Below are 13,658 nucleotides of genomic sequence, written 5' to 3'. Positions count from 1 at the left end.
CCTGAAGCAAAACTGTCGCAAAGATGAATAAAAGTTAATGCCGCCGGACCGCTGGACATATTGCATTCGCGGCAATATCCCGTCATGCTTGTCGCATGATGTTCGATTTCGCGTGTCTGCAAATTTCATCCCTGTGGGAACGGCTGCTCGGCGCAATCGGCGACGCGGCAGGCGGTGCACTCGGGCGCGTGGTGGAAGCCATCCGCACCCTTTTCGAAGGTGATCCGGAAACCCGCCGCAAGGTTTCCTTTTCCGTGGCCATCATTGCACTTTCCGCCAAGATGGCGAAGGCCGACGGGGTCGTCAACGATGCCGAGGTTCGCGCTTTCCGGCAGATTTTCGATTTCCCGGAAGAAGAAGCCAAGAACGTCGCTCGTCTTTATAACCTCGCGCGTCAGGACGTTGCAGGTTACGAAGCCTATGCGGAGCGGCTGGCGGGTCTTTGCGGTTCCGGGCACGCCAATTGCGAGATGCTGGAAAGTGTCATCGACGGCCTGTTCCACATCGCCAAGGCCGACGGGCTGATCCACGAGCGGGAACTGGCCTTCCTCGGCCGGATCGCGGAAATCTTCCGTATCACCGAAGATCATTTCGAAACGATCATGGCGCGGCACGTCCACATGGACGGGCGCGACCCTTACCGCGTACTCGGTGTTTCACCTTCGGACGATTTTCTGGATATCCGCAAGCGGTACCGAACGCTGGTTGCCGAACACCATCCCGACAAGCTCATCGCCCGCGGCGTTCCCATGGAATTGCATGCGGCCGCGAATGAGCGTATGGCGGCTCTCAACGCCGCTTATGCGGCCATTGAGAAAGAACGCCGCGTCGCATGAGTGAATGTCTGCCGGATTTTACCCCGGATTTCGGGGGCGCAGCCGTTGCGCCTTCGCCTAATCATGGCGAAAGGCTGGGTGTAGCCGGTCCTGACATCATTCTTCTGCACTATACCGGCATGACGACGGCCGATGGTGCGCTGTCATGGCTCTGCAATCCCGAAAGCCAGGTCTCCAGCCATTATTTCGTCTTCGAGGACGGGCGCGTCATCCAGCTCGTGTCGGAAACCCGCCGTGCCTGGCATGCGGGCAAAAGTACCTGGGCGGGGGACGAAGACATCAATTCCCGCTCTATTGGTGTCGAAATTGCCAATCAGGGCCATCCAGGCGGCCTGCCGGAATTTCCGAAAAAGCAGATCGAAGCCGTCATCGAATTGTGTCGCGATTGCGGCCAGCGCTGGAATATCGCCCCTGAAAGGGTGTTAGCGCATTCGGATGTCGCCCCGATCCGCAAGGTCGATCCGGGTGAAAAATTCCCGTGGGACATCCTGTCGCAGCAAGGTGTCGGCCATTGGGTGGAGCCTGCGCCGATCCGTGGCGGGCGCTTTTTTCAGCGCGGGGACCATGGCCAGCCGGTCGAAGCGCTGCAGTCGATGCTGTCCATTTATGGTTATGGCGTTGAAATAACAGGCGCTTATTGCGAAAAAACCGAAGGCGCCGTGGCTGCTTTCCAGCGGCATTTCCGCCCCGCTCTGGTGGATGGCATCGCGGATTTCTCCACCATTGACACGCTGCACCGGCTGATCGCCAGCCTGCCGAGATTTTCGGGCGCTTAACCGCCGATTCTGGAAAAGCATTCCCGCTTTTCCAGCGTGTTCAAGTCGCTTTTTTTCTTGTGCCACAGTTAATCCGCATTGAGGAAGTTTAAGAACGTCACTGCATGCGGTGTCGTTCTTCAGGGGAACTTACCGTCAATATCAATCAAGGAGACTGGACAGCGGAAGGTCGCGATCGACTTTCCGGGCGCAGACTATTTGTGTCGCTTCATTGTTCCGGTCATCCGATCTGGAGAATTTTTCTACATATGAACAGGGTTGTTGTTGCTGTCGTGGCGGGCGTTGTTATGCTCGCTTCGCAGGCGGGGATTGCTTTTGCCAAAGACGAGGACGTCAAGACCAAAACCGTGACGCTGGAGACCTTCTTCCGCAAGCCCGGTTATCCCATCCCCGAAAAGAGCCTGCCTTCCTCGCTCAGGAACGATTATTCCGATCTGATCGTCAAATATGCCAAGCGTTACGGCGTTCCCACCAATCTGGCGCATGCCGTGGTTTCGGTCGAAAGCAAGTTCAATCCGAAGGCCCGCGGCAGCGCAGGCGAGGTCGGGCTGATGCAGATCAAGCCGGCAACGGCGCGGATGATGGGCTATCGCGGCACCACCAAGGCGCTCTACGATCCCGAGACCAATATTCGCTGGGGCATGCAATATCTGGCGACGGCGCACCAGCTGGGCGGGGGCCAGGTCTGCAGCACGATCCTGCGTTACAATGCCGGCCATGGCGCCACCCGCATGAACCCGGTCTCCAAGCGTTATTGCGGCAAGGTGCAGGCGCTGCTGGCCGGCTGAGGCCGGTTTGCATTGCTTGTTAAATTGCGAAAAGCGATTCCGGTTCGGCCCGGCATGCTGTAGTCAGAAGCAAAGCTGATACGGAGCATGACATGCCGGATTTCAAATATATCGTCGTCGGGGCCGGGATGATGGGAGCGGCCGCGGCGCGGCATCTTTCGGCGCAAACGGATGGCGTGGCGCTGATCGGACCGGGCGAACCCGCCGATCGCAAGACCCATCGAGGTGTGTTTTCAAGTCATTACGATGAGGCGCGCATCACACGCGGGTTTGACGGCGATCCGGTCTGGGCGGAACTGGCGCAACGCTCCATCCGCCGTTATGCGGAGATCGAGGCCAAAAGCGGTATCCGCTTTTTCACTGAAGCAGGCTGCCTTTTCACCGGCAACGGCAAGGGTCTTGCGGGAGATTATGTCTCGCGCGCCCTTTCCTCGGCCGACCGTCTTGATCTCGGCGTAGAGACGCTGGGCCGTGATGTGCTGGTAGACCGGTTTCCGATGTTCTCCCTGCCGGCCGATCACAGCGGTTATTTCGAGGCGCAGAATGCCGGTCACGTCAATCCACGCGCCCTGGTGAAAGCGCAGTGCGCCGTTGCCGAGGTGCAGGGCGCGAAACTGCTGCGTGAGACGGCGGCGCATATTCGCGACACCTCCCATGGCGTGGAGGTTTCGACCCGCGAAGGGGCCGTCCATACCGCCGAAAAGGTCATTGTCGCGGCGGGCGGTTTTACCAACATGGCGGAACTTCTTCCATCGCCGGTCGATATGGCGGCAACGGGCCGTACCATCGTGTTTTTCGAGCTGGATGAGGCGAGGCAGGCCCTGTTCGGTGCGATGCCTTCCACCATCGTGCTCGCGGAAACCGAGGACGACATCGTCTATATCCTGCCGCCGGTGCGTTATCCCGATGGCAATGTCTATCTGAAGATCGGCGGAGAAAGCGAGAAGGGCAGGCTTGAAACGCTCACCGAAGCGGTAGACTGGTTCCACTCGGACGGTACGCCGGGTGAGGTGGAATTTTTGAAAAAGCGGGCGCTATCCCTGATGCCGGAGCTTGCCGGCTGCCCCGTGACCTCCGGCTCCTGTGTCGCCTCCATTACCCGTAGCGGCTATCCCTATATCGGCTATACGCAATCCTCCAATATCGCGGTTCTGACCGGCGGCAATTTCGTCTCCGCCAAGTCTTCGGACGAGATTGGACGGCTGGGTGCTGTGCTGCTTCTGAACGGCCAGCTGACCGAGGATGAATTCGCCGCTGAAATGTCGCCGGTTTTCGTCTGACATTTACGGACGAAGCGGCTAAAAGGTTGCGACGGAAGTGAGCGGGTAAAGAGGGCGGCATGTCGGGACATTTCAAATATATTGTCGTGGGTCGCGGCATGATGGGTGCGGCCGCCGCCCGCCATCTGGCGGAAACGGCGGATGGCGTCGCGCTGATCGGTCCCGGTGAACCTGCCGACATCAAATCGCATCAGGGTGTCTTCGCCAGCCACTATGATGAAGCGCGGATTACCCGCACCATCGATGGTGACGCCGACTGGGCGCTGCTCGCCAATCGCTCGATCGCGCGTTATGCCGATATTGCCGCAAGAAGCGGCGTTGAATTTTATGCACCGGTCGGCTGCCTGATGGTGGGGCCCGAACGGGGCGGCGATAATCCTTTTGTCGATGATGTCCGCACGGCGGCGGCACGGCTTGGCGTTTCCACGGAACTGCTGGACGGGGAAAACCTCGAAAACCGCTTTCCCTATTTCTCCTTCGAGCCGGGTTGTGAGGGAGTGTTCGAGAGGAACAATGCCGGATACGTCAATCCGCGTGCGCTGGTGAAGGCGCAGGCTGTTCTCGCTGAAAAGGCAGGTGTCTCGCTTATCGATGATATCGTCGTCTCGACGCGGGAAGAGGGTGGCCGGGCATCGGTTCAGACGGCCTCGGGCGCGGTTTATACCGCAGACCGGGTGCTGGTGGCGGCCGGCGGCTTCTCGATCATGAAAGATCTTCTGCCGCAGCCGGTGGCGCTTAATGTCTATGCACGCACCGTCGCTTTCTTCGAGATAGACGAGGGTGACCTTGCGCAATATGCGGACATGCCATCGCTGATCTATGAGCCGCGAGAGCCGACAAAACATATCTATCTGCTGCCGCCGGTGCGCTATCCCGATGGCAAATTCTACCTGAAGATCGGCGGCGATCCCGATGACAAGAGGCTGGGCAGCGATCCGGAAATCCGGGAATGGTTCCGCTCCGGCGGACGTGAAAGCGTGCGGGATCATCTCTCTGACATCGTCGGAACGCTGGTGCCTTCCATTGATCTCTCGCGTGTCTCGATGGCCGCCTGCGTCGTCTCCAAAACGGGGAGCGGTTATCCGGCCATCGGTTTCACCGCCTCGTCGCGCATCGCGGTTCTGACCGGCGGCAACGGCACGGCGGCCAAGAGCTCCGATGAGATCGGCCGGCTTGGCGCTGTGCTGCTGCGGGACGGAGAAATCGCCGACGGGGCCTTCTCAACGGATTTCAAACCCGCATTTCTTTAGTCCTTGCCTGCGCTTTTCGGTGGCTTTCGCCCCGGAACATGGTTATGGAGCCCATGCCAGTTGGCCGGGCAGCCGCGCTTTACCAATGTCGAAAGACGGTAAGGTGAGGAAAGTCCGGGCTCCACGGAAATACGGTGCCGGATAACGTCCGGCGGGGGTGACCCCAGGGAAAGTGCCACAGAGAGCAAACCGCCATGCATCGCATGGTAAGGGTGAAAGGGTGGGGTAAGAGCCCACCGCGCTTCTGGTAACAGCGGCGGCAAGGTAAACCCCACCGGGAGCAAGACCGAATAGGGATGACACGGGATGGGCGAAAGCCCGTTCACAGCCGGTTTCCAGGCCCGTCATCCGGGTGGGTTGCGCGAGGCGGCATGCAAATGCCGTCCCAGATGAATGGCTGCCACGTTCCGGGTCAAACCGGGGCCATACAGAACCCGGCTTACAGGCCAACTGGCGAATTTTCCTTTCCGGCACTGAAGTGCAGGTCTCGTGTGGGATTTAGTTATCCCGTTGTTTCATAAAAGAGAAATTGTTGTTTTGCGGCGAATTTTCACGCAGCGAAAGCGCATCGTCGCGCGTCAAGTAAACCATTCGTTAAACTTAACGGCTTATGAATTTCCGATGCGAAGTCGGTATCGTGCCGGCTTCTCCCATTGACGCCCATAGTGTCCCATGATATCCCAAATGCACACCACATTGGGTCGTGTTTTTGACCCGCAATCGCTGAAACGAGTGAGGAGCCTACGAGGGGCTGCTGCAGGGCATGTCGCCCTGGCGCTTGGCGATGTGTCGTGCGTACCGGTGTCGGCTGCGGAGCGGATGGATCGCTTTGCGGCATGCGGTTTTGGCGAGTTGAGTAATGGACCGCTTTTTATCGAACGTGACGAACAGGATCGACGCCAAGGGGCGCGTCTCGGTTCCGTCTCCGTTTCGTTCGGTGCTGGCGAAGCGCGGCATTCAGGAGCTTTATTGTCTCCAGGATTTTGCGTTTCCGGCAATCAGTGTCGGCGGTCCGGATTTGCTGGAGCGCTACGAGCGGCAGATTGCGTCCATGGATGCTTTCTCGCCAGAGGCGAACGCAATGTCGCTGCTGGTTCACGGCGGCGGCGTTTTCATGAAGCTCGACCAGGAAGGTCGATTGATGGTGACGGATTTTGTGCGGGAATTCACCGGCATATCCACCGAGGTCACCTTCGTTGGGCGGGCGGATCATTTTCAGCTTTGGCAACCGGATGCGTTTTTGGCGGCGCAGGCGGAAGCAAGAGCGGGGCGCGGTTTTTCGGCTGCTCGCCCCGCATAGGACGGGGACACGGGATGGCGGCGAATTCTGGCGGACGATCTTCTGATGCCGATGGCGGACCTCAGCGTCACATCCCTGTCCTGCTTCGCGAAGTCATTGCCGCGCTGGAGCCTGCGCCCGGCAAGATCATTCTCGATGGTACTTTCGGCGCCGGCGGTTATAGCCAGGCCATTCTCGATCAGGGCGCCAATGTCATCGCGCTCGACCGCGATCCGACCGCGATCGCTGGCGGCCAGGCCATGGTTGCCGCCAATGGCGGCCGGCTCTCGCTTATTCAGTCTCAGTTTTCCGATCTCGCGAAGCATGCGCCTGAAGGCGGGCTTGACGGCGTCGTTCTCGATATCGGCGTGTCTTCCATGCAGATCGACGAGGCCGAGCGCGGTTTTTCCTTCCAGAAAAACGGCCCCCTCGATATGCGCATGTCCGCTTCCGGCGTCTCGGCGGCCGATGTCGTCAATCGCGCCAAGGTCAGCGATCTGATCCGCATCTTCGGTTTTCTCGGTGAAGAGAAGCAGCCCGGCCGCATTGCCCGCGCCATTGAAAAGAAGAGGGCGGAAGAGCCGTTCCGAACCACCCGTGATCTGGCGGGCCTTATCGAGATCGTCACGCCGCGCAAGGCGAAGGACAAGATCCATCCCGCAACGCGCGTGTTTCAGGCGCTGCGCGTTTTCGTCAATGATGAGCTGGGCGAGCTGGCGCAGGCTTTGTTTGCCGCCGAGCAGGTTTTGAAGCCCGGCGGAAGGCTGGTCGTCGTCACGTTCCATTCGCTGGAAGACCGTATCGTCAAGAAATTCTTCTCCGACCGTTCGGGCAAGGCCGCCGGTTCCCGGCATCTGCCGATGGTGGAGGATAAGCCGGCCATTTTCGAGAACATCGGCAAGCCAATGATCGCCGCCAGCGACGAGGAGGCGGAACTTAATCCGCGGGCTCGCTCGGCCAAGCTTCGCGCTGGCCTGCGCACCACAGCCCCGGCGCGCGCTGCAGATTTCTCGATTTTCGAGCTTCCTGATCTCGCCAGCCTTGAAAAGATGGGAGGCTGATATGCTGCGCACTTTCGATGTCATCTTGATGGGGGTCATGGTCGCTGCGGCTGTGGTGACCTATTCGATCAAGCACAAGGCCGATCTGAAGCTTGAGGAAGTCCGCAAGCTGGAGGCCGAGATCAAGCTTGAAAAGGATACGATCGATCTTTTGAGGGCCGACTGGGCGCTCTTGACGCAGCCGAACCGTCTGCACCGTCTGGTGAATGCCTATCAAACGGAACTCGGTCTTTCGCCGACGCTGCCGACGCAGCTGGCGCAGCCGCGCGAGTTGCCCATGCTGCGCTCGCAATTGCCGCAGCCGCCTGAGCCTGAAGGTATGAGCGTCGAGGATGTCATCGCCGCCGCCGTCAATGGCTCCAAGCCGGGGGCTACCCTCGGTGGCGCTTCGAAGCCCAAATCGCCGCCTGCGGGCCAGATCGCTGTCAACGGCGTTCCGGTGCCCACGCCACGTGCGCGCGTTTCACGTCCGGCACCGGCGCCTGTACCGGTCGCCTCCGCCGCCGCTGGTGATGAAACCGGCGATATGGATGAAACCATAACAGGATCGGTGAACCGCTGATGTCTTTTCTCTCCCGCGTCATGGTTTTGAAGAGCAAGGCTCACTTTTCCGCCAGCACCACCGGTGTCTATACCGACCATGCGGCGTTTGAGGGCGCCCGCAAGAAGCGGGCCGCCCAGGCGAAAAGCCGCGTTGGCCTTCTGATTTTCGGTTTTGTCGCCTTTTATGCCGTCGTGGGCGGCCGTCTCGTGCAATATGGCATGGCGGAACAGGAAACAGTGTCGAGCATCGCGCCCGCAGACCGGCTGATGGCGTCGCGCCCCGATCTTCTTGATCGCAACGGCGAGGTTCTGGCCACCGATATCCGCACCGTCTCGCTGTTTGCCGAACCGCATCGCATCGTCGATATCGACGAGGCCATTGAGAAGCTGCGTACTGTCCTGCCGGATCTCGACCAGCGCGGCACCTATCAGAAGCTTTCTTCCAATTCGCGCTTTCAGTGGCTGCGCCGTCAGCTGACGCCGAAGCAGCAAAGCCAGATTCTTGCGCTCGGTATTCCCGGCGTCGGCTTCCGTCCGGAAAAGCGCCGCTTTTATCCCGGCGGGCCGACCGCTGCGCATGTCGTCGGCCACGTCAACATCGACAACCGTGGCGTTGCCGGCATGGAACGTTACGTCGACAGCCAGGGCCTTGCCGATCTGACGGCGCTCGGCATGACCAGCGACCAGCCGCTGGAACCGGTGAAGCTATCCATCGATCTGCGCGTGCAGTCCATTGTCCGTGAAGTCGTGACCTCGGCCATCACCAAGTTCCAGGCGATCGGCGCTGGCGCGGTGGTTCTGGATGTGCATACCGGCGAAGTGCTCGCCATGGCCTCCGTGCCGGATTACGACCCGAACAACCCGGCCGAAGGTGCCAAGGAAGGCTGGCTCAACCGCATGTCGAACGGCACGTTCGAAATGGGTTCCACCTTCAAGTCCTTCACGATTGCCATGGGTCTCGATTCGGGCCGCGTCCGTCTCGGCGATACTTTCGATGCGCGTTATCCGATCCGCATCGGCGGTTTCACCATCAAGGACTTCCACGGCAAGGGCCGAATGCTTTCGGTGCCGGAAATCTTCCAGTTTTCGTCCAACATCGGCACGGCCAAGATCGCCGACACCGTGGGAACGGAAGGCCACAAGGAATTCCTGACGCGGCTTGGCCTTTTGACCCGCATGCAGACCGAATTGCCTGAAGTGGCGCTGCCGTCGCAGCCGCGCGAATGGAAGAAGATCAACTCCATCACCATTTCCTTCGGCCACGGCGTTTCCACGACGCCGCTGCAGACGGCAGTCGCCGGTGCAGCACTCGTCAATGGCGGCAAACTGATCGAACCGACTTTCCTGCCGCGTACCCGCGAACAGGCCGATCAGGTGGCGAAGCAGGTTTTGAAACCCGGCGCCAGCAAGGACATGCGTTTTCTGTTTGAATGGAATGGTGTCAACGGTTCGGGCCGCAACGCGCGCGTCGATGGTTTCAACGTCGGGGGCAAGACCGGTACGGCCGACAAGGTCGTCAACGGACGTTACGTGCACGACAAGAACTTCAACGCCTTCCTCTCGGCCTTTCCGATGGACGATCCGCAATATGTCGTGCTGTCTTTCATCGATGAGCCGAAGACGGACAAGGGCAACGGCGCAGCGCTTGCCGGCACCTCTGCGGCGCCGATGGTGCGCGATATCATCACCCGCACGGCGGCGGTGCTGGGCGTGAAGCCGAAGTTCGGCAAGGATGGCTCGGCCTTGCTCGTGTCTTATTGATTGTTAGCTTATGATATTCCGGCGATTCGCGCCGGGGGGACAAGACGGACACAGTCGATGAATTTGCGAGATATATCCGGAAATGCGTTTCCGGAATTGAAAGAATTGCTCCTGTCTGAGATCGGGGCGATCGAAATCGGGGGGATCACCGCAGACAGCCGCAAGGCTGCGCCCGGCAGCCTGTTCGTGGCGGTTGCGGGCACCAGGGCGGATGGCGCGGCCTATGTAAAGGACGCGGTTGCCAAGGGTGCGGTTGCTGTCGTTTCCGGACACGCGCTGGAGGCTGATGTGCCGGTGCTTTCCGTCACGGACCCACGCCTTTATCTCTCCCTTGCCGCTTCCCGTTTTTACGGAAAACAGCCGGAAACCATGGTCGCCGTCACCGGCACTGCCGGAAAGACGTCCGTCGCCTCCTTCGTGCGGCAGATATGGGCTTTCGCCGGCCATGCCGCCGCCCAGATCGGCACCACGGGCGTCATCGCTCCCGGCCGCGAGGATTATGGCGCGCTCACCACGCCCGATCCGGTGACGCTGCATGCGCTTCTCGCCGAACTTGCGGCCGAAGGCGTGACCCATGCGGCGATGGAGGCGTCCAGCCATGGTCTTGACCAGCGCCGTCTCGATGGAGTGAAGCTGGCAGCCGCCGGTTTCACCAATCTTGGCCGCGACCACATGGATTATCATCCGACCGTCGAGGACTATATGGCCGCGAAGATGCGGCTCTTCGATACGCTGATGGAGAAGGGCTCTCCCGCAGTGATCTTTGCTGACGATCCGTGGTCGGACCAGGCAATCCGGGCGGCGCGCGAAGCGGGTCTCGATGTGCGCACCGTCGGCCGCAAGGGTGATTATTTGACCTTGAAACGGGTGGAGCACTTCCGTCACAAGCAGATGATCGAAGTGCATCATGACGGCGTGATCCATGAAGTCGACATCCCGCTGGCGGGTGATTTTCAGGTTGCGAATGCTCTCGTCGCTGCAGGTCTCGCCATGTCCACCGGCGTTGCCGCGACAACAGCGCTCAAGGCGCTTGAGAAGCTGATCGGTGCTGCCGGACGTCTGGAGCTTGTCGGCCAGACGGGGAACGGTGCGCTCGCCTATGTGGATTACGCCCACAAGCCGGATGCGCTGGAGAACGTGCTGACCTCGGTCCGGCCTTTCACCTCTGGCCGCATCGTCACCGTCTTCGGCTGCGGCGGCGACCGTGATAAGGGCAAACGCCCGATCATGGGCGAGGTTGCGACGCGGCTTTCCGACATCGTCATCGTCACCGACGACAATCCGCGCTCGGAAGACGCCGCGACGATCCGTTCGGAAGTCATGGCGGCGGCACCCGGCGCATTGGAAATCGGCGACAGGGCGGAGGCGATCCGGCATGCGGTGTCGATGCTGTCGCATGGCGATACGCTGATCGTCGCGGGCAAGGGGCATGAGGAGGGGCAGATCGTCGGTTCCGTGACGCTGCCGTTTTCCGATCATGAACAGGTGCGCGCTGCACTGGCAGGGCTGGAAGGATCGAAAATTTGAGCTGGTTATGGACAGTCGCCGACATGATCGCCATTACGGCAGGACGCCCCGTGGGCAACCTGTCGACCGGAATCACCGGCATTTCCATCGACAGCCGGACTGTCAAAGCCGGCGAGGCCTTTTTCGCCATCAAGGGCGACCGGGTTGACGGCCATGACTATGCGAGTTTTGCCGTCGCCAACGGGGCCAGTCTGCTCGTCGTGGCCGAAGGCAAACTGCCGGCTCTTGGCCGTCTGACGGTGCCGATGATCGTCGTGGAAGATGTTCTTACCGCACTCGGTAAACTCGCCATCGCGGCGCGTGAAAGAACGTCAGCGCGCATCATCGCGGTGACCGGCTCGGTCGGCAAGACGACGACCAAGGAAATGCTGCGGCAGGCCTTGGCCCCATCCGGCCGGGTGCATGCGGCAGTGGCTTCCTTTAACAACCATTGGGGTGTGCCGCTGACGCTGGCGCGCATGCCCGCCGATACGGAATTCGGCGTGTTCGAAATCGGCATGAACCATTCCGGCGAAATCCGGCCGCTGGTGAAGATGGTCCGCCCGCATGTGGCGATCATCACCACGATTGCGCCTGCCCATCTCGGCAATTTCAAGAATATCGAAGAGATCGCCGCAGCCAAGGCCGAGATTTTCGAAGGTTTGGAGGAGGGTGGTTCCGTCATCCTCAACCGCGATAATGCCCAGTTCGAGCAGCTTGAAGAGGCGGCGCAGGAACAGGGCATCGAACATATCCTCACCTTCGGGCAGCACGCCAAGGCGGATTTCCGCCTCGCGGATTTCGAGAGCACGGCGACGGGCTCGACGATCTGGGCGATACTGAACGGCGAAACCAGCGAGTTGCACATCAATATTCCCGGCCGGCACATCGCCGATAACGCCATGGCGGTCCTTGGCGCGGTTGCCGTAACGGGCGCCAATCTCGACCGCGCCTTTGAGGCGCTGGGATCGCTCGAGGCGGTGAAGGGGCGTGGCCAGCGCCACCATCTCTCCATCAATGGCGGCTCCTTCCTGCTGATTGATGAAAGCTACAATGCCAATCCGGCCTCCATGCGCGCCGCGATTGCCGTGCTGGCGGAAACGGAAACGCAGGGTCACGGCCGGCGCGTCGCCGTTCTCGGCGATATGCTGGAGATGGGTGAGTTTTCCGCGCAGCTGCATGAGGAACTGGCCGGGCCGTTGCTCGCAGCCGGTATCGAACATGTGTGGCTTGCGGGCGAGGCAATGGCGGCGCTGCGCGATGCGCTGCCTGATAGCGTGACCGTCATCTGGTTCCCGACGACGGCGGAACTCACCGATTTCGCCCTGCAATGGGTGCAACCGGGAGACGCGCTGATGGTAAAATCGTCACTTGGCCTCGGTTTCGGCAAGATTGTCGCCGCGCTGCTTGACAAGTATCCGGCATTCCCCGAGACGGAACGCCAAGTCTGAAATAGCCTTTTGAAAGGGCAATTATGCTGATCTGGCTCGTCGAACTGTCGGATAAAATTCAAGTCTTCAACCTCTTCCGGTACATCACCTTCCGGGCGGGGGCGGCGATGTTCACCTCTGCGTTGATCGTCTTCCTGTTTGGACCGGCCATCATCAACTCGCTGCGCGTGCGTCAGGGCAAGGGCCAGCCGATCCGTGCCGATGGGCCGCAGACGCATTTCAAGAAGGCCGGCACGCCGACCATGGGCGGGCTGATGATCCTTGCCGGTATCCTCGGCGGTTCGCTGCTCTGGGGCGACCTCTCGAATGTCTATGTCGTTGCCGTTTTGATGGTGACGCTCGGTTTCGGGGCAATCGGCTTTTACGACGATTATCTCAAGGTCACGAAACAGAGCGACAAGGGTTTTTCCGGCAAGGCCCGTCTCGGCATCGAATTCCTGATTGCGGCGATTGCCGTGTTCTTCATGATGAAGATGGCGCTAGCTTCCGCACCGCATGGCGGCACGCTCGGCAGCTCCATCGCCTTTCCCTTCTTCAAGGAACTCGTGATCAATCTCGGTTATTTCTTCGTGCTGTTCGGTGCTTTCGTCATCGTCGGTGCGGGTAACGCGGTGAACCTGACGGATGGTCTCGATGGGCTTGCCATCGTGCCCGTCATGATCGCTGCCGCTACCTTCGGCGTGATCGCCTATCTCGCCGGCAACGCGGTTTTTGCCAATTACCTGCAGATCAATTTCGTGCCTGGCACGGGTGAGCTTGCCGTTATCGTCGGCGCGGTCATCGGCGCGGGCCTCGGCTTCTTGTGGTTCAACGCGCCGCCTGCCGCCATCTTCATGGGCGATACGGGTTCGCTGGCGCTCGGCGGCCTGATCGGCTCGATCGCTGTCGCCACCAAGCACGAGATCGTCATGGTGATTGTCGGTGGTCTCTTCGTGATGGAAACGCTGTCGGTCATCATCCAGGTATTCTGGTTCAAGCGCACCGGCAGGCGCGTTTTCCTGATGGCGCCGATCCATCACCACTTCGAGAAAAAAGGCTGGACGGAAAGCCAGGTGGTGATCCGTTTCTGGATCATCTCCGTGGGCCTTGCGCTGCTCGGCCTCGCCACCCTGAAGCTGAGGTGAGCG

The 13,658-nt window shown here is 60.3% G+C and carries 12 protein-coding genes and 1 other RNA gene; all 13 read left to right on the top strand.

Annotated features, from left to right (window positions below; translation table 11 throughout):
• The first annotated feature begins 95 nt into the window (after window positions 1-95).
• The 13 genes from AC5I5B_RS02680 to mraY all read left to right on the top strand — a co-directional run bounded on the left by AC5I5B_RS02680 (window position 96) and on the right by mraY (window position 13,655).
• A complete protein-coding gene (locus tag AC5I5B_RS02680) occupies window positions 96-836 on the top strand; it encodes a J domain-containing protein (protein WP_004430712.1) in 741 nt (246 codons plus the stop codon).
• On the top strand, window positions 833-1,612 hold the full coding sequence (locus tag AC5I5B_RS02675; protein WP_035263585.1) for an N-acetylmuramoyl-L-alanine amidase: 780 nt from the start codon (window positions 833-835) through the stop codon (window positions 1,610-1,612). Before AC5I5B_RS02680 ends, AC5I5B_RS02675 begins: the two co-directional genes overlap by 4 nt.
• Window positions 1,613-1,860: 248 nt before the next feature.
• Complete coding sequence (locus AC5I5B_RS02670) at window positions 1,861-2,400, top strand: lytic transglycosylase domain-containing protein (RefSeq protein WP_003522187.1); 540 nt, start codon at window positions 1,861-1,863, stop codon at window positions 2,398-2,400.
• A 92-nt stretch (window positions 2,401-2,492) separates the two neighbouring features.
• On the top strand, window positions 2,493-3,680 hold the full coding sequence (locus AC5I5B_RS02665) for an FAD-dependent oxidoreductase (RefSeq protein ID WP_080866298.1): 1,188 nt from the start codon (window positions 2,493-2,495) through the stop codon (window positions 3,678-3,680).
• 59 nt (window positions 3,681-3,739) lie between these two features.
• Complete coding sequence (locus AC5I5B_RS02660; protein ID WP_111834731.1) at window positions 3,740-4,930, top strand: FAD-dependent oxidoreductase; 1,191 nt, start codon at window positions 3,740-3,742, stop codon at window positions 4,928-4,930.
• 56 nt (window positions 4,931-4,986) lie between these two features.
• Window positions 4,987-5,388: RNase P RNA component class A (gene rnpB / locus AC5I5B_RS02655), an RNA gene on the top strand.
• A gap of 401 nt (window positions 5,389-5,789) precedes the next feature.
• Window positions 5,790-6,230 carry a division/cell wall cluster transcriptional repressor MraZ gene (mraZ, locus tag AC5I5B_RS02650; RefSeq protein WP_004430734.1) on the top strand — a complete coding sequence of 147 codons (441 nt, stop codon included), beginning with the start codon at window positions 5,790-5,792 and terminating at the stop codon, window positions 6,228-6,230.
• Between the two features lie 14 nt (window positions 6,231-6,244).
• Window positions 6,245-7,270, top strand: a complete 1,026-nt coding sequence (gene rsmH, locus AC5I5B_RS02645) for a 16S rRNA (cytosine(1402)-N(4))-methyltransferase RsmH (RefSeq protein WP_004430736.1) — start codon at window positions 6,245-6,247, stop codon at window positions 7,268-7,270.
• 1 nt (window position 7,271) lies between these two features.
• Window positions 7,272-7,832 carry a cell division protein FtsL gene (gene ftsL / locus AC5I5B_RS02640; RefSeq protein WP_004430738.1) on the top strand — a complete coding sequence of 187 codons (561 nt, stop codon included), beginning with the start codon at window positions 7,272-7,274 and terminating at the stop codon, window positions 7,830-7,832.
• The gene (locus tag AC5I5B_RS02635; protein WP_004430740.1) at window positions 7,832-9,574 is read left to right on the top strand and encodes a peptidoglycan D,D-transpeptidase FtsI family protein; all 1,743 of its coding nucleotides are present in this window, start codon (window positions 7,832-7,834) and stop codon (window positions 9,572-9,574) included. The genes ftsL and AC5I5B_RS02635 overlap by 1 nt, the downstream gene beginning before the upstream one ends.
• Before the next feature lie 57 nt (window positions 9,575-9,631).
• Window positions 9,632-11,101, top strand: coding sequence for a UDP-N-acetylmuramoyl-L-alanyl-D-glutamate--2,6-diaminopimelate ligase (locus tag AC5I5B_RS02630; RefSeq protein ID WP_060727410.1), 1,470 nt, complete (start codon window positions 9,632-9,634; stop codon window positions 11,099-11,101).
• Window positions 11,098-12,531 (top strand): UDP-N-acetylmuramoylalanyl-D-glutamyl-2,6-diaminopimelate--D-alanyl-D-alanine ligase, encoded by a 1,434-nt coding sequence (locus tag AC5I5B_RS02625; protein ID WP_004430744.1) that lies wholly within the window; start codon window positions 11,098-11,100, stop codon window positions 12,529-12,531. The genes AC5I5B_RS02630 and AC5I5B_RS02625 overlap by 4 nt, the downstream gene beginning before the upstream one ends.
• A 23-nt stretch (window positions 12,532-12,554) precedes the next feature.
• Window positions 12,555-13,655, top strand: a complete 1,101-nt coding sequence (mraY, locus tag AC5I5B_RS02620) for a phospho-N-acetylmuramoyl-pentapeptide-transferase (RefSeq protein ID WP_004430746.1) — start codon at window positions 12,555-12,557, stop codon at window positions 13,653-13,655.
• Window positions 13,656-13,658: the final 3 nt, after the last annotated feature.

The organism is Agrobacterium sp., from assembly GCF_059499945.1.
Note: the sequence above shows the minus strand (reverse complement) of the source record. Positions and strands in the feature narration are given on the sequence as shown.